The organism is Caenibius sp. WL (assembly GCF_019803445.1).
In the GTDB taxonomy this organism is placed as follows: Bacteria; Pseudomonadota; Alphaproteobacteria; order Sphingomonadales; family Sphingomonadaceae; genus Caenibius.
This window is the reverse complement of record NZ_CP081844.1, coordinates 1,345,146-1,361,593: the sequence shown is the minus strand read 5'-3', so window position 1 is coordinate 1,361,593 and position 16,448 is coordinate 1,345,146. Positions and strand designations below refer to the sequence as shown.

The 16,448-nt window shown below is 64.0% G+C and carries 10 protein-coding genes and 1 riboswitch; of the genes, 3 read left to right on the top strand and 7 right to left on the bottom strand.

Annotated elements, in window-relative coordinates:
* Positions 1–58 precede the first annotated feature (58 nt).
* Complete coding sequence (locus tag K5X80_RS06270; RefSeq protein ID WP_222559987.1) at positions 59–295, bottom strand: DUF2312 domain-containing protein; 237 nt, start codon at positions 293–295, stop codon at positions 59–61.
* Positions 296–469: 174 nt separating this feature from the next.
* Here K5X80_RS06270 and pyk point away from each other — a divergent pair, with 174 nt between their 5' ends.
* Positions 470–1,924 (top strand): pyruvate kinase, encoded by a 1,455-nt coding sequence (pyk, locus tag K5X80_RS06265; protein WP_222559986.1) that lies wholly within the window; start codon positions 470–472, stop codon positions 1,922–1,924.
* 188 nt (positions 1,925–2,112) lie between these two features.
* On the opposite strand, the gene gltX is transcribed toward pyk, so the two are convergent.
* The 3 genes from gltX to K5X80_RS06250 all read right to left on the bottom strand — a co-directional run bounded on the left by gltX (position 2,113) and on the right by K5X80_RS06250 (position 5,740).
* Complete coding sequence (gene gltX / locus K5X80_RS06260) at positions 2,113–3,441, bottom strand: glutamate--tRNA ligase (protein ID WP_222559985.1); 1,329 nt, start codon at positions 3,439–3,441, stop codon at positions 2,113–2,115.
* 31 nt (positions 3,442–3,472) lie between these two features.
* Positions 3,473–3,979 (bottom strand): META domain-containing protein, encoded by a 507-nt coding sequence (locus K5X80_RS06255; protein WP_222559984.1) that lies wholly within the window; start codon positions 3,977–3,979, stop codon positions 3,473–3,475.
* Positions 3,980–4,084: 105 nt separating this feature from the next.
* Positions 4,085–5,740: an NAD+ synthase gene (locus K5X80_RS06250; RefSeq protein ID WP_222559983.1), complete on the bottom strand. Its 1,656-nt coding sequence runs from the start codon at positions 5,738–5,740 to the stop codon at positions 4,085–4,087.
* 115 nt (positions 5,741–5,855) lie between these two features.
* Positions 5,856–5,955: riboswitch (yybP-ykoY riboswitch) on the top strand.
* Positions 5,956–6,043: 88 nt separating this feature from the next.
* Here K5X80_RS06250 and K5X80_RS06245 point away from each other — a divergent pair.
* Both K5X80_RS06245 and K5X80_RS17065 read left to right on the top strand, forming a co-directional pair.
* On the top strand, positions 6,044–6,613 hold the full coding sequence (locus K5X80_RS06245; protein WP_222559982.1) for a TMEM165/GDT1 family protein: 570 nt from the start codon (positions 6,044–6,046) through the stop codon (positions 6,611–6,613).
* Between the two features lie 154 nt (positions 6,614–6,767).
* A complete protein-coding gene (locus K5X80_RS17065) occupies positions 6,768–6,896 on the top strand; it encodes a hypothetical protein (RefSeq protein WP_261390657.1) in 129 nt (42 codons plus the stop codon).
* Positions 6,897–6,923: 27 nt separating this feature from the next.
* On the opposite strand, the gene K5X80_RS06240 is transcribed toward K5X80_RS17065, so the two are convergent.
* The 3 genes from K5X80_RS06240 to rpoB form a co-directional block, all read right to left on the bottom strand.
* Complete coding sequence (locus K5X80_RS06240; RefSeq protein WP_222559981.1) at positions 6,924–7,547, bottom strand: LysE family translocator; 624 nt, start codon at positions 7,545–7,547, stop codon at positions 6,924–6,926.
* A 111-nt stretch (positions 7,548–7,658) separates the two neighbouring features.
* Complete coding sequence (gene rpoC, locus K5X80_RS06235) at positions 7,659–11,960, bottom strand: DNA-directed RNA polymerase subunit beta' (protein ID WP_222559980.1); 4,302 nt, start codon at positions 11,958–11,960, stop codon at positions 7,659–7,661.
* Positions 11,961–12,049: 89 nt separating this feature from the next.
* The gene (rpoB, locus tag K5X80_RS06230) at positions 12,050–16,225 is read right to left on the bottom strand and encodes a DNA-directed RNA polymerase subunit beta (protein WP_222559979.1); all 4,176 of its coding nucleotides are present in this window, start codon (positions 16,223–16,225) and stop codon (positions 12,050–12,052) included.
* Positions 16,226–16,448: the final 223 nt, after the last annotated feature.

The window sequence follows — 16,448 nt, the reverse complement described above, 5'->3', positions numbered from 1 at the left end:
GCGGCTCAACTCCTTTGCGGCGGGGCGCCTGTCAACGCGGCCGCCCCGTTCCTGCCTGTCAGCCCAGGCCGAGCGCGGCCTTGTAGGTTTCCAGGACCATTTCCATTTCGCGCCGATCATCCGGCTTCATTTTGCGCAGGCGCACGATCTGGCGCATGATCTTGACATCATAGCCCACCGCCTTGGCTTCGGCATAGACATCGCGGATATCGTCCGAAATGCCCTTCTTCTCTTCCTCCAGGCGTTCGACGCGTTCGATCAGCAGGCGCAGGCGGTCATCGGTGGTTTCGGCCATCGGGAAAATGCTCCGGTCAGAAAATGAGAATCACAGGCATCGGCTGATAGCGGCGACGCGGCGGCGGGTGAAGGTGGCTTGGCAGCTTATTCTCTTTCCGCGTTCTTTCCGGCCGCGCGATGCGAAGCGCCCTCTGTCCTTGTCTTGCCGCAAAGCTGTGCCATAGCGAACGCTATGGCAAAACTCGAACCGCGTGGCCGCAAGGTCAAGATTCTCGCTACCGTCGGTCCTTCCAGCCGCGATCCCGAAATGTTGAAGCGGCTGCTGCTGGCCGGGGCGGACGCCTTCCGCGTCAATATGAGCCATGGCGATCATGCCACCCATGCCGAAACCATCGCCGCGATCCGCGCGCTGGAAAAGGAATTCCACCGCCCGATCACGGTGCTCTGCGATCTGCAGGGGCCCAAGCTGCGCGTCGGCACGTTTGCCGGGGGGCAGGCGGTGATCCGCCACGGCAGCCATTTCACGCTCGACCGCAATCCCGAACCGGGCGACGATACCCGCGTCCATCTGCCGCATCCCGAACTGTTCGACCTGATGCACAAGGGGCAGCGGCTGTTGATCAACGACGGCAAGATCCGCCTGCGCGTGATCCGTGCCGATGACACAGCCATCCTCTGTTCGGCCGAAGTCGGCGGGGTGATTTCGGATCGCAAGGGCGTGAACGTGCCCGATGCCGAAATACCGATCCCAGCGCTGACCGACAAGGATCGCCGGGACCTGGCGTTCGCCGTTGCCCACGGCGCGGACTGGATCGCCCTGTCGTTCGTCCAGCGGGCGGAAGATCTGGCCGAAGCGCGGCGCCTGATGGGCGGCCACGGCGCGCTGTGCGCCAAGATCGAAAAGCCGCAGGCGGTGCAGCGGCTGGGCGACATCCTCGAACTGGCCGATGGCGTGATGGTCGCGCGCGGCGATCTGGGGGTGGAACTGAACCCGGAAGACGTGCCGCCGCTGCAAAAACGCATCGTCAACGCCGCGCGCACGCTGGGCAAGCCGGTGATCGTGGCGACGCAGATGCTCGAATCGATGATCGAAAGCCCCGCCCCCACCCGCGCCGAAGTGTCCGATGTCGCCAACGCGGTTTACGATGGGGCCGATGCGGTGATGCTGTCCGCCGAAACCGCCGCCGGGGCCTGGCCGGAAGAAGCTGTCACCATCATGCACCGCATCGCCACGCAGGTGGAAAGCGATCCGGCCTACAAGGGGCGTATCCATTTCCTCGAAACGCTGCCCGATCCCACCACCGCCGACGCGCTCAGCCATGCCTGTATGACGATCACCGAAAACATGCCGATTACCGCGATCGTGGTGTTCACCGGCTCCGGCTCCACCGCGCGGCGCGTGGCGCGGGAGCGGCCCGGCGTGCCGATGCTGGTGCTGACCCCGTCCACCACCACCGCCCGGCGGCTGGGGCTGCTGTGGGGCGCCCATGCGGTGACCACACGCAACATCGGCAGCTTCGAGGAGATGATCGCCAAGGGCAAACGGATGGCGCTGCGCCACCGGTTCGGCATGGCCGGATCGAAGCTGGTGGCGCTGGCCGGCGTTCCCTTCGGCACACCCGGTTCCACCAATCTGCTGCACATCGTCACCCTGACCGGCGACGAGCTGAAACGCCCCGAAGACTGAGAGGTATCGCGCGCGTCCTTCGACAGGCTCAGGACGAACGGAGGTGGCCGCTTGTCACCTCTAGGAGATCATGGCCTCCAAGGCCCACCACCCCGTTCGTCCTGAGCCTGTCGAAGGACGCGCGATAATGCTCGCCCCAAGTGTTGGAGGCCGGGCGGGAGTAAGCGCAAGCGCTTTACACTCGCAACTTACCCCACCGCCTGCTCCAGCCGCGCGCGCACTTCGGCTTCACCGATCAGCGGCAGCAGCGCGGCCATATCGGGGCCGTGTTCCCGGCCGGTCAGCGCCAGCCGCAGCGGCAGGAACAGCGCTTTGCCCTTGCGCCCGGTGGCGGTTTTCAAAGCTTCGGTCAGATCGCGCCAGGGCTGATCGCTCCAGTTCAGGCTGCGCGCGGCCTGCGCCAGATAAGCGCGGGTCTCGTCATCGAAAGCGGGCCGTTCGACCGGTCCGGTAACGACCCGCCACCAATCCGCCGCTTCGCCCACATGCGCCAGATTGGGCCGGATCGCATCCCATCCGGCGGCGTCGATCCCGGCGGGCAGGCGGCCTTGCACCTGCGCGAACGGCAACTGGTGAACGATTGCGGCATTGACCCGCTGCAATTCCGCATCGTCGAACCGCGCGGGCGCCCGCCCGAAAGTGCCCAGATCGAACCCGGCAATCAGCACGGCACGGTCCAACACCGGTTCCACCGGCTGCGAGGTGCCGAGCCGGGCAAGCAGCGCCACCAGCGCCTCGGGCTCGATCCCCTGTTCGCGCAGACCGTCCGCGCCCAGCGCGCCCAGCCGCTTGGACAGCTTGCCTTCGCTGCCCACCAGCAGCGCCTCGTGCGCGAAGCGCGGCGGCTGTGCACCCAATGCGGTGAACATCTGCAATTGCACCGCCGTGTTCGACACATGGTCTTCCCCGCGCAGGACATCCGTCACGCCCATATCGATATCGTCGATCACGCTGGGCAGCATGTAGAGCCAGCTTCCATCCGCGCGGCGAACCACCGGATCGGACAGTTGCGCCGGATCGAAATGCTGGGGTCCGCGAATCCCGTCTTCCCAAGCCAATTGCTCGCCATGATCGAGCTGGAAGCGCCAGTGCGGGGCGATGCCTTCGGCGGCCTTGGCCGCGTGGTCCGCCTCGGTCAGGCGCAGCGCCGCCCGGTCATAGATCGGCGGCAGGCCGCGCCCCAGCAGAACCTTGCGCTTCAGGTCCAGTTCCTGCGCCGTTTCATAGCAGCGATAGATCCGCCCCTGTTCCACCAGCCGGGCGAACGCCGCTTCGTAAAGCGCGAAACGCTGCGACTGCCGCTCCTCCCCGTCGGGGTCGAGCCCCAGCCAGGCGAGATCGGCGCGGATCGCATCGACATAGTCTTCCCGGCTGCGTTCGGCATCGGTGTCGTCGATCCGCAGCAGGAAGCGCCCACCCTGCTTCTTCGCCAGCATCCAGTTATGCAGCGCGGTGCGGATATTGCCGACATGGAGCCGCCCGGTGGGCGAAGGAGCGAAACGGGTGATGACAGTCATCCCCGCGCCCTAGCCGCCCGCAGGCGTTCTGTCATTGGCTGAAAAGCAGAACCCGGTGCCCGTTGCCCGTCAGTTCCAGCCCGCCGCTGGACGTGCGGTGGGCCTGCATCGGCCCCGACAGCGCATTGAACAGCGCCTGCTCCTGCGGGAAATAGCCGCGCATGCAGCTCATCACCGGGGCATAGCGGGTGGTGATCGTCGAACCCGCGGCGGTGTAGTTCCAGGCAATGGCGACACAGCCCGAACGGACGTTGATCATCGCCGGATCGATCGTCACCGTGATGGCATGGGGCAATTCGATCACTTTGCCATCGATCGAACCGACACGCCATTCGCCCTGCAACACCATGGGGGCGCCGGTCGCGGTATTGCCGCCCATGTTCGGCGCGCCGGTGTTGGGCACTGTACTCGGCGGCGGCGTTTGCCCTGCCGTGTTCCACGATCCCGCCGCATCGGGCGGCGGCGCGGTTCGCGGAACCAGGACCGAACAGCCGCCCAGCATCAGGGCGGGCGCTAGCAGACAGGCAAGATACCGCATCACAACACTCCGGCAGGTACGCAATCGTGCGCCCATCCTGCCCCACATAAAATTGCGCGGCAATGAACCATGTGGAATGTGAGCCGAAGCGTTGCCCTGCCCGCCTCAGCCGCTGCGGAATCTGTGCGTGATGGGATAGCGCCGGTCACGCCCGAAATTGCGCGATCCCAGCTTCACCCCCGGCGGAGCCTGGCGGCGCTTGTATTCGGCCAGATGGAGCAGGCGTTCGATCCGCACCACGGTGTCGCGGTCGAAACCGTCGGCCACCAATTGCTCGACGCTTTCCTCATGTTCGACAAGGCCGAGGAGGATCTTGTCGAGCACCGGATAGGGCGGCAGCGAATCCTCGTCCTTCTGATCGGGGCGCAGTTCGGCGCTGGGCGGCTTGTCGATGATATTGCGCGGGATCACTTCGCCTTCCGGCCCCAGCCCGATTCTCGGCTTGCGGCGGTTGCGCCATTCGGACACCGCAAACACCGTCATCTTGTAAGCATCCTTGAGCGGGTTGTAGCCGCCCGCCATGTCGCCATAGATCGTGGCGTAGCCGACGCTCATCTCGCTCTTGTTGCCGGTGGTCAGCAGCATCGGCCCGAACTTGTTGGACAGCGCCATCAGCGTGACCCCGCGAATGCGCGACTGGAGGTTTTCCTCAGTCAGATCGGGGGTGGTTCCGGCGAATTCGGCCGCCAGCATGGCCTCGAACCCGACCACGGCGGGAGAGATCGGAATGGTCGAATAGCGGCAGCCGAGCGCCTTGGCGCAGGCTTCCGCATCCTCGAGGCTGGCCCGGCTGGTGTAGCGGCTGGGCAGCATCACGCACCACACCCGGTCAGGCCCCAGCGCATCCACCGCGATCGCCGCGCAGATCGCGCTGTCGATCCCGCCCGACATGCCCAGCACCACGCCGGGAAAGCCGTTCTTGTTCACATAATCGCGCAGCGACAGGACCATCGCGCAATAGATGTCTTCCGGGTGATCGGTCAGTTCCGCCATATCCCCCCGGTCGCAGTGCCAGCCGCGCGCGGTGCGGGTCCAGTTGGTGCGGGTGATCTGCTCCGTCCAGTCGGCCATCTGCAATGCCAGCCGCCCATCGCCGTTGACGACGAAGCTCGAACCGTCGAACACCAGTTCGTCCTGCCCGCCGACGCGGTTGAGATAGGCCAGCGGCAGGCCGGTATCGGCGGCGCGGCGCTTGGCCACGCCTTCCATCCGCAGCACGTCCTTCTCGATCTCATAAGGGCTGCCGTTGATGCAGACGAACATCCCCGCGCCGAATTCGGCGAGATGCCGGCAGACATCGGGGTGCCAGATATCCTCGCAGATCGGCAGGCCCAGCATCGTCCCCCGGAATAGCACCGGCTCAGGCAGCGGGCCGGGTGCGAACAGGCGCTTTTCATCGAACGTGCCGTAATTGGGCAATTCATGCTTGAAACGCACCGCCGTGATCCGCCCGCCATCGAGCATGGCCACGCCGTTGTGCAGTGCCCCGTCGCGCACGAACACACTGCCGACCAGCATCCCCGGGCCGCCGTCGTTGGTCGCTTCCGCCAGCCGTTCCAGTTCCGCCTGCGCCCGCTGGATCAGCGAGGGCTTGAGCACCAGATCCTCAGCCGGATAGCCGATCAGGTGCATTTCGGGGAACGCGACCAGATCGACTTTCCCGGCTTCGGCCCTGACGGTCAGCATCTGCGCGGCGTTGCCGCCGATATCGCCAACGGATTGATTGAGTTGCGCGAGCGTGATCGAAAGCGTGTCGGTCATGCCTTTGCTGTAAGACGCGGCGCGGCGGGGGGAAAGGGAAATCGGCGCACAGGGCCAGGGCGCACGGGGGGCGCGGCAAAACGCTTGTCACGCCGCGCCGAATGCCATATCGGCGGCCCCAGTCATCTGGGGAGTAGCCAGCCGCCGCACGGCGGGCCCGCGCGTCAACATACTTGGTCGAGAGGCCATGGCGCATGGGGAACGGGACACCGTTCGGGCGAGACCAATGGCGTTGCACTCTCGCCTGCCGGGCGCGGGGTGCGATGTCATGGTTTTGCTACGCGCCCGGCCCGGAGTATTTTCATGGAAGCCCTGCTTACCTCCACCGCGGTCGTCGCGCTGGCCGAGATCGGCGACAAGACGCAACTTCTCGCCATTGTGCTGGCCACCCGCTTCAAGCGGCCTGTGCCCATCGTTCTGGGCATTCTGGTGGCAACGCTGGCCAATCACTTCCTTGCCGCGCTGGTGGGCGTGCAGGCGGCCTCGCTGCTGGAAGGGCAATGGTTCCGCTATCTCGTGGCGGCGTCCTTCATCCTCATGGCGGGCTGGACGCTGATCCCCGACACGTTCGACGAGGATGAGGCCAGGCCTTCCCGTTTCGGCGCCTTTCTCACCACGCTGATCGCCTTCTTCTTCGTCGAAATGGGCGACAAGACGCAGATCGCCACTATCGCGCTGGGCGCGCAGTTCCACAGCGTGCTCGCGGTGATGAGCGGATCGACGCTGGGCATGATGATCGCCAATGTCCCCGCCGTGTACCTCGGCAACGAGTTGATCAAGCGCATCCCGCTCACCACCGTGCGGATCGTGACCGCGCTGCTGTTCCTCGTTATCGGCGTGTGGTTGCTGTTGCAGACGGCGGGGCTGCTCTAAACCGCTGGCCAGCCGTTCGGGGCCGGGCGCAAAGCCCCGGACGGCTGGCGCGCAACGCGATTCAGGCGTACACTTGGCCCGCTGCCACCATGCTCCAGGCATCTGCGCCAAACGAGCAGGCGATACCGGGTGCAGTTCCCACGGAGGAACGACCATGTACAGGCCATTCGACAAGAACCACCTGGAACCGAACCGCGACGACCATGGCGTTGGCGCGATGTTCTGGTTCTCGGTCAGCTTTCTGGTTGCTGCGCTTGCACTGATTGTGATGCGCTACATCTGACCGGCCGCGCGGAAAGCGGCTGTCGGGCTATCGCGACAGGGCCAGCCTGGCCCCGAACGCGACGAATACGCCGCCGGTCAGGCGGTCCATCAGCTTGATCACGGCGGGGCGGCGCAGCGCGCGGCTCAGCGGAAGCGTGGCGGCGATCAGCACCGCGAACCACAGCGCCCCCATGGCGGCGTAGATCGCCGCGAGAAGGAACGAGAACAGCGCGACATTCGCCCCGGCGGGGACGAATTGCGGCAGGAAACTGATGAAGAAGACGGCGATTTTCGGATTGAGCAGATTCGTCAGCAGGCCACGCCGCAGCCATTCGCCGGGATTCGGACTCCCCAGCCCCGCGGGCAGGCCTTCGAACGTCTGGCGCGGGCGCGCGATCAGTTTGAGGCCCATCCATGTGAGATAAGCGGCCCCGGCCCACCGCACCAGTCCGAATGCCAGTTCCGACGCCGCGAGCAGCGCCCCCAGCCCGACCGAAACAGTAGCCCCCCAGATGAGGCAGCCCAAAGTGATGCCAGCGGCGGCATGAGCGCCCCCACGCGCGCCACCCACCGCCGACGCCCGCAGCACCATCGCCACGTCGAGCCCCGGCGTGACAACCACCACCGCCGCAACGCCCAGGAAAGCAATCAACGCCTGCATGATGGTCATTCGGGTTCCTTTGCATCAACCTGCGCAATACGCGCGCCGCCGCCCCAGCAAAAACCCCGCCGGATGCGTGTCCGGCGGGGTCTTGTTCGAGCCTGAGGCTGTCAGCAGCGCTTAGTCTTCGCTGCCGCCATCCTCATCCTTGACGAGGTATTCGCCCGCATCGGCGTCGGTGCCGTGGGTTTCCCCTTCGACCGTCGCCAGCGGATCGTCACCCATGGCCGCTTCCGGGCCCTGCGCCAGTTCGGCCGCATGCTCTTCCGCCGCCGTTTCCGGGGCGATGAGCGATTCCTGCAGCTTGCGATACTGCGCGCGCAGCGCGGCATCGCGGCTGGAGGCGGCCACGCGGACACGGTTCATCGCCGCGCCGGTCCCGGCGGGGATGAGGCGACCGACGATGACGTTTTCCTTCAGCCCGATCAGCGAATCCTTCTTCCCTTCGACCGCCGCCTGCGTGAGCACGCGGGTGGTTTCCTGGAAGGAGGCGGCGGAAATGAACGAACGGGTCTGCAGGCTCGCCTTGGTGATGCCCAGCAGCACCGGGTTGCCCTGCGCCGGTTGCTGGCCCTTGGTCAGCTTGGCGTTGATTTCGTTCATTTCTTCCAGATCGACCTGTTCGCCCGGCAGCAGCGTGGTGTCGCCGCTGGCCGTGATCTCGACCTTTTGCAGCATCTGGCGAACGATCACCTCGATGTGCTTGTCGTTGATCTTCACGCCCTGCAAGCGATAGACTTCCTGGATTTCCGCCACAAGGTATTCGGCCAGCGCTTCCACGCCGAGCACTTCCAGAATGTCATGCGGATCGGGCGAACCGGCCACGAGCTGGTCGCCGCGCTTCACATAGTCGCCTTCCTGGACGTCGATCACCTTCGATTTGGGGATCAGGTATTCCACCGGTTCCCCTTCCTCCGGAATGATCGCGATCTTGCGCTTGGCCTTGTAATCGCGAACGAATTCGACGCGGCCGGAAACCTTGGCAATGATCGCATTGTCCTTCGGCTTGCGGGCTTCGAACAGTTCGGCCACGCGCGGCAGACCGCCGGTGATGTCGCGGGTCTTGGCCGCTTCGCGCGACGCACGGGCGAGAATGTCGCCCGCTTCGACCTGCTGACCATCCTCGACCGAGAGCGACGTACCCGGCGCCAGCATGTAGCGCGCGGCTTCCGTCTCGTCCGACGCTTCGTTGAGCAGCGTGAGGCGCGGACGCAGGTCTTCCTTCTTGGCCCGGCCCGCCGAACGGTATTCGGTGACGACGCGCTGGGCGATACCCGTCGCTTCGTCGACGCGTTCTTCCATCGTCTTGCCTTCGGCCAGATCCTGGAACTTCACCACGCCCGACTGTTCGGTGATGATCGGCAGCGAGAACGGGTCCCACTCGGCCAGACGGTCGCCCGCCTTCACCAGCGCGCCATCGGCGAACATCAGCGTGGTCCCGTAAGGCACCTTGTGGATTTCGCGTTCGCGCCCTTCGGCATCGATCACCGCCATTTCACCGTTGCGGGCGAGCGACAGCAGGCGGCCGCGCTTGTCCTTGATGGTGGGCATGTCGCGGTATTCGATCTTGCCGTCCGAAATCGCTTCGAGATGCGAGGTTTCGTTCACCTGCGCCGCGCCGCCGATGTGGAAGGTCCGCATGGTCAGCTGCGTGCCCGGTTCACCGATCGACTGCGCCGCGATCACGCCGACAGCCTCACCGATGTTCACCGGCGTACCTCGTGCGAGGTCACGGCCGTAGCAGGTGCCGCAAACGCCCTGTTCGGCTTCGCAGACCAGCGGGCTGCGGATCTTGGCCGACTGCACTTCGGCTTCCTCGATCGCCTTGACCATCGCTTCGTCGAGCAGCGTGCCCGCTTCCACGATCACTTCGCCGGTCTTGGCGTTGATGAGGTCCTCGGCCGTGGTGCGGCCCAGGATACGTTCGCCGAGCGAGGCGATCGTCGAACCGCCCTGCACGATCGCACGCATTTCCAGCGCGTTCTGCGTCTTGCAGTCCGTTTCCACGATGACGCAGTCCTGCGACACGTCGACCAGACGGCGGGTCAGATAACCCGAGTTCGCCGTTTTGAGCGCGGTGTCGGCCAGACCCTTGCGGGCGCCGTGCGTGGAGTTGAAGTATTCAAGAACGGTCAGGCCTTCCTTGAAGTTCGAGATGATCGGCGTTTCGATGATTTCGCCGCTCGGCTTGGCCATCAGGCCGCGCATCCCGGCAAGCTGCTTCATCTGCGCCGGGCTACCACGGGCGCCGGAGTGGCTCATCATGTAGATCGAGTTGATCGGCGCCAGACGGCCCGTTTCCGGGTCCTTCGGCGTCGCCTTGATCTCGTCCATCATGGCCGCGGCCACCTGATCGCCGCAACGGCTCCAGGCGTCGATCACCTTGTTGTACTTTTCCTGCTGGGTGATCAGACCGTCCTGATACTGCTGCTCGTAATCGGCAACCAGCGCCTTGGTCTGATCGACCAGTTCCACCTTGCTGTCGGGGATGATCATGTCATCCTTGCCGAACGAGATACCCGCCTTGAACGCGTTGCGGAAGCCGAGCGCCATGATCGCGTCGGCGAACAGCACCGTGTCCTTCTGGCCGGTGTGGCGATAGACTTCGTCGATCACGTCGCCCACGTCCTTCTTGGTCAGCAGGCGGTTGACCACGTCGAACGGCACCTTGTGGCTCTTGGGCAGGCATTCGCCGATGAGCATGCGGCCCGGGGTGGTTTCATAGCGAACCATCCGTTCCACGCCATCTTCGCCCGTCTGCGGAACGCGGCTGACGATCTTGGAGTGCAGCGTCACCGCGCCGACATGCAGCGCCTGATGCACTTCGGCCATGTCGGCCAAGATCATGCCTTCGCCCGGTTCGCCATCGCGGTCCATCGACAGGTAATAGAGCCCCAGCACCATGTCCTGCGAAGGCACGATGATCGGCTTGCCGTTGGCGGGCGAGAGGATGTTGTTGGTCGACATCATCAGCACGCGCGCTTCGAGCTGGGCTTCCAGCGAAAGCGGCACGTGGACGGCCATCTGGTCGCCGTCGAAGTCGGCGTTGAAGGCCGAGCAGACCAGCGGATGAAGCTGGATCGCCTTACCTTCGATCAGCACCGGCTCGAACGCCTGGATGCCCAGACGGTGCAGCGTGGGCGCGCGGTTCAGCAGAACCGGGTGCTCACGGATCACTTCGTCGAGGATGTCCCAGACTTCCTTGCGTTCCTTCTCGACCCACTTCTTCGCCTGCTTGAGAGTCATCGACAGACCCTTGGCGTCGAGACGGGCGTAGATGAACGGCTTGAACAGTTCGAGCGCCATCTTCTTGGGCAGGCCGCACTGGTGCAGCTTGAGTTCCGGACCGGTCACGATCACCGAACGGCCCGAATAGTCGACGCGCTTGCCGAGCAGGTTCTGGCGGAAGCGGCCCTGCTTGCCCTTGAGCATATCGGACAGCGACTTGAGCGGGCGCTTGTTGGCGCCGGTGATGACCCGGCCGCGGCGACCGTTATCGAACAGCGCATCGACCGCTTCCTGCAACATGCGCTTTTCGTTGCGCACGATGATGTCCGGCGCGCGCAGTTCCATCAGCCGCTTGAGGCGGTTGTTGCGGTTGATCACGCGGCGGTAGAGGTCGTTGAGGTCCGACGTCGCGAAGCGGCCGCCATCGAGCGGAACCAGCGGACGCAGTTCCGGCGGAATGACCGGGATCACTTCGAGAATCATCCATTCCGGGCGGTTGCCGGAATCGATGAAGCTTTCCACGACCTTGAGCCGCTTGATGATCTTCTTCGGCTTGAGCGTCGACTTGGTTTCTTCCAGTTCCTTGAGCAGGTCCACGCGTTCCTGTTCGAGGTCCAGATCCATCAGCATGTGCTTGACGGCTTCGGCGCCGATTCCGGCGGAGAACGCGTCTTCGCCGTATTCGTCCTGCGCGTCGAGCAGTTCGTCTTCGGTGAGAAGCTGATACTTCTCCAGCGGGGTCAGGCCCGGTTCGGTGACGATGTAGCTTTCGAAGTACAGCACGCGCTCAAGCTGCTTGAGCTGCATGTCGAGCAGCAGGCCGATGCGGCTGGGCAGTGACTTGAGGAACCAGATGTGCGCGACCGGCGCGGCCAGTTCGATATGGCCCATGCGTTCGCGGCGGACCTTGGTCACGGTCACTTCGACGCCGCACTTTTCGCAGACGACGCCCTTGTACTTCATCCGCTTGTACTTGCCGCAAAGGCATTCGTAATCCTTCACGGGGCCGAAGATGCGGGCGCAGAACAGGCCGTCGCGTTCCGGCTTGAACGTGCGGTAGTTGATCGTTTCCGGCTTCTTGATCTCGCCGAAGGACCAGGAGCGGATACGCTCGGGCGAAGCGATGCCGATCTGAATCTGATCGAAAGTTTCCGGCTTCGCGAGCTGGTTGGTGAATTTGGTCAGGTCGTTCATATTTTCACATCCCTAAGCGGGTGAAATCGTCGTGGTGGAACAAGGAGACGGGCGGCGCGGGCACCGGGCCGGCGCCGCCCTGCCTGCTCTTATTCCGCCGCCTCCGGCCATTCGTCGCCATCTTCCTCATCGGTGAGCGAGGACAGTTCGACATTGAGGCCGAGGCTGCGCATTTCCTTCACAAGCACATTGAAGCTCTCCGGAATGCCGGCCTCGAACGTATCGTCACCCTTGACGATCGCTTCGTAGACCTTGGTCCGGCCGACAACGTCATCCGACTTGACGGTGAGCATTTCCTGCAAGGTGTAGGCCGCGCCATAGGCCTGAAGCGCCCAGACTTCCATTTCCCCGAAGCGCTGGCCGCCGAACTGCGCCTTACCGCCCAGCGGCTGCTGGGTGACGAGGCTGTAGGGGCCGATCGAGCGGGCGTGGATCTTGTCGTCGACAAGGTGGTGCAGCTTGAGCATGTAGATGTAGCCCACGGTCACCTTGCGGTCGAACGCCTCGCCGGTGCGGCCGTCGAACAGCGTGACCTGGCCCGAAGTGGGCAGGTTGGCCTTCTCCAGCATCGCCGACACGTCGGCTTCGCGGGCGCCGTCGAACACCGGAGTGCCCATCGGCACGCCGTTCTTCAGGTTCCCGGCCAGTTCGACCAGTTCCTCGGTCGAACGGGCATCCAGTTCGGCATGGTACTGTTCGCCGTAGATGTCCTTGAGCACTTCGCGGACGGCTTCGGGCGGAGCGGCGGCTTCCGGGTTCGGATTGGCTTCGCGCCATTCCTCCAGCGCCCGGGTGACCTGCTGGCCAAGACCGCGCGCGGCCATGCCCAGGTGCGTTTCGAAGATCTGCCCGACGTTCATGCGCGACGGCACGCCCAGCGGGTTGAGCACGATATCGACCGGCGTCCCGTCTTCGAGGAAGGGCATGTCTTCCTGCGGCAGGATGCGGCTGATGACACCCTTGTTCCCGTGGCGGCCGGCCATCTTGTCGCCCGGCTGCAGCTTTCGTTTCACCGCGACGAAGACCTTGACCATCTTGAGCACGCCGGGGGCCAGTTCGTCACCGCGTTCGAGCTTTTCCTTACGGTCCTCGAACTTTTCCTGGATGCCCTTCACCGCTTCGTCATACTGGGCCTTCACGGCTTCCAGCTGGCTCTGCATCTTGTCGTCGGCAACCGCGAACTTGAACCATTCGTGGCGTTCGACTTCTTCGAGCAGTTCCTCGGTGATTTCCCCGCCCTTCTTCACGCCCTTCGGCGCGGCCGAAGCGGTCTGGCCGATCAGCATGTCCTTGAGGCGGTTGTAGGTCGCGCGGTTGAGAATGGCGCGTTCGTCTTCGCTATCCTTCTTGAGGCGTTCGATTTCCTCGTTCTGGATCGCGCGGGTACGGTCGTCGATTTCGATACCGTGGCGGTTGAACACGCGCACTTCCACGATCGTCCCGGCCACGCCCGGCGGCAGGCGGAGCGAAGTGTCGCGCACGTCGCTGGCCTTTTCGCCGAAGATCGCGCGCAGCAGCTTTTCTTCCGGCGTCATCGGGCTTTCGCCCTTCGGCGTGATCTTGCCGACGAGGATATCGCCCGGATGCACTTCCGCGCCGATATAGACGATGCCCGCTTCGTCGAGGTTGCGCAGCGCTTCCTCGCCGACGTTCGGAATGTCGCGGGTAATGTCTTCCGGCCCCAACTTGGTGTCGCGGGCCATGACTTCGAACTCCTCGATATGGATCGAGGTGAACACGTCATCCTTCACGATCCGTTCGGAGATCAGGATGGAGTCTTCGTAGTTGTAGCCATTCCACGGCATGAACGCGACGAGGCTGTTGCGGCCCAGCGCCAGTTCGCCCAGATCGGTGGAGGGACCATCGGCCAGGATATCACCCTGGTTGATGATATCGCCCACTTTCACCAGCGGACGCTGGTTGATGCAGGTGTCCTGGTTGGAACGCTGGAACTTCTGCAGCGTGTAGATATCGACGCCCGACTTGCCGGGTTCGATATCGCCCGCGGCGCGGATCACGATACGGGTCGCGTCGACCTGGTCGACGATCCCGGCCCGCAGCGCGGTGATCGCGGCGCCCGAATCGCGCGCCACGGTTTCTTCCATGCCGGTGCCGACGAACGGCGCTTCCGCCTTCACCAGCGGCACGGCCTGACGTTGCATGTTCGAACCCATCAGCGCGCGGTTGGCGTCGTCGTTTTCCAGGAACGGAATGAGCGAGGCGGCAACCGAAACGAGCTGCTTGGGGCTGACGTCCATCAACGTGATGCTGTCACGCGGGGCCATCACGAATTCGCCGCCTTCACGCGCGGAGACGAGTTCTTCGACGAAGCTGCCATCGGCATTGGTTTCGGCCGAAGCCTGCGCCACCGTGTGCTTCTGCTCTTCCATGGCGGAGAGATAGACGACTTCGCTCGTCACCTTGCCGTCGATCACCTTGCGGTACGGCGTTTCGATGAAGCCGTACTTGTTGACGCGGCTGAACGACGCGAGCGAGTTGATCAGACCGATGTTCGGGCCTTCCGGCGTTTCGATCGGGCAGATACGGCCATAGTGCGTCGGGTGAACGTCGCGGACTTCGAAGCCCGCGCGTTCGCGGGTGAGACCGCCCGGCCCGAGCGCCGAAACGCGGCGCTTGTGCGTCACTTCCGACAGCGGGTTGGTCTGGTCCATGAACTGCGAAAGCTGGCTGGAGCCGAAGAATTCGCGCACCGCGGCCACGGCGGGTTTGGCGTTGATAAGGTCGTTCGGCATCACGGTCGACACGTCGACGGAGGACATGCGTTCCTTGACCGCGCGTTCCATGCGCAGCAGGCCGACGCGATACTGGTTTTCCAGCAGTTCGCCCACCGAGCGGACGCGGCGGTTGCCGAGGTTGTCGATATCGTCGACTTCGCCCTTGCCGTCCTTGAGATCGACCAGTTCCTTCACCACGGCCAGGATATCGTCCGTGCGCAGCGTGGTGATGGTGTCATCGACATCGAGACCGAGACGCATGTTGAGCTTGACGCGGCCCACGGCCGACAGGTCGTAGCGGTCGCCATCGAAGAACAGGCCTTCGAACAGCGCTTCCGCCGTTTCCTTCGTCGGCGGTTCGCCCGGGCGCATGACCTTGTAGATCGCTTCCAGACCTTCATCACGGTTTTCGGCCTTGTCGACCTTCATCGTGTTGCGGATCCACGGACCAGTGTTGACGTGATCGATATCGAGCAGTTCGATCGCGTCGATGCCTGCCTTGTCCAGCGCTTCGAGGTTTTCAGGCGTCACTTCGTCGCCCGCTTCGATCCAGATGCGACCGGTCGTTTCGTCGATCATGTCGTTGGCGGCGTAGCGGCCGAAGATTTCCTCGGTCGGGATCAGCAGCGTTTCAAGCCCGTCCTTCTGCGCCTTGTTGGCGGCGCGCGGGCTGATCTTCTGGCTCGCCGGGAAGATCACTTCACCCGATTGCGCATCGACGATGTCGAACGCGGGCTTCTGGCCACGCCATGCCTCGGGCGAATAGGGCAGCTTCCAGCCATCGCCGGACGCGCCCGAAGCGCGCTGCCAGACAATCGTTTCATAGAAGCGGTGGAGGATTTCCTCGTCGTTGAGGCCCAGCGCATAGAGCAGCGCGGTGACCGGCAGCTTGCGCTTGCGGTCGATACGGACGTTGACGATATCCTTGGCGTCGAATTCGAAATCGAGCCACGAACCGCGATAGGGAATGACGCGGGCAGCGAAGAGGTACTTGCCCGAAGAGTGCGTCTTGCCGCGGTCATGATCGAACAGCACGCCCGGCGAACGGTGCATCTGCGACACGATCACGCGTTCGGTGCCGTTGATGATGAACGTGCCGTTCTCGGTCATGAGCGGCATGTCGCCCATGTACACGTCCTGCTCCTTGATATCGAGCACGGAACGGGTTTCGGTTTCCTGATCGACTTCGAACACGATCAGGCGCAGCGTCACTTTCATCGGCGCCGCGTACGTGATGCCGCGCTGGCGGCATTCGATCGTGTCGTACTTCGGATCTTCCAGTTCGTAATGCACGAAGTCCAGTTCGGCCGTGCCCGCGAAATCGCGGATCGGGAAAACCGAACGCAGCGTCTTTTCCAGACCCGAGACGTAACCCGTCGACGGATCGGAGCGCAGGAACTGCTCATAGCTTTCACGCTGCACCTCGATCAGATTCGGCATCTGCACCACTTCGTGGATGTCGCCGAAAATCTTGCGGATGCGCTTCTTCGCGGTGCCGGAGATGGCCGGAGCTTTCGCCTTGCTTGCCATAGGAGGAATTGTGCCTCTTCGCTGTCGTTCCGGCGCCGAATGGCCCCGGAGAAAATGTCATGCCACGCACGGGAATGTGGCCCCAAAACGCCGAAAAGGCCGCACGGCACACACCCCTTCCGGGGCCGCCATGCAGCTTCACGTCGCGTTTCAGGATAACCCGCCGCCCCCATTCCTGGCCTGCCTCCGCGCAAAGGCGGCCTTTCCCGAAGCGGTCGGTTGC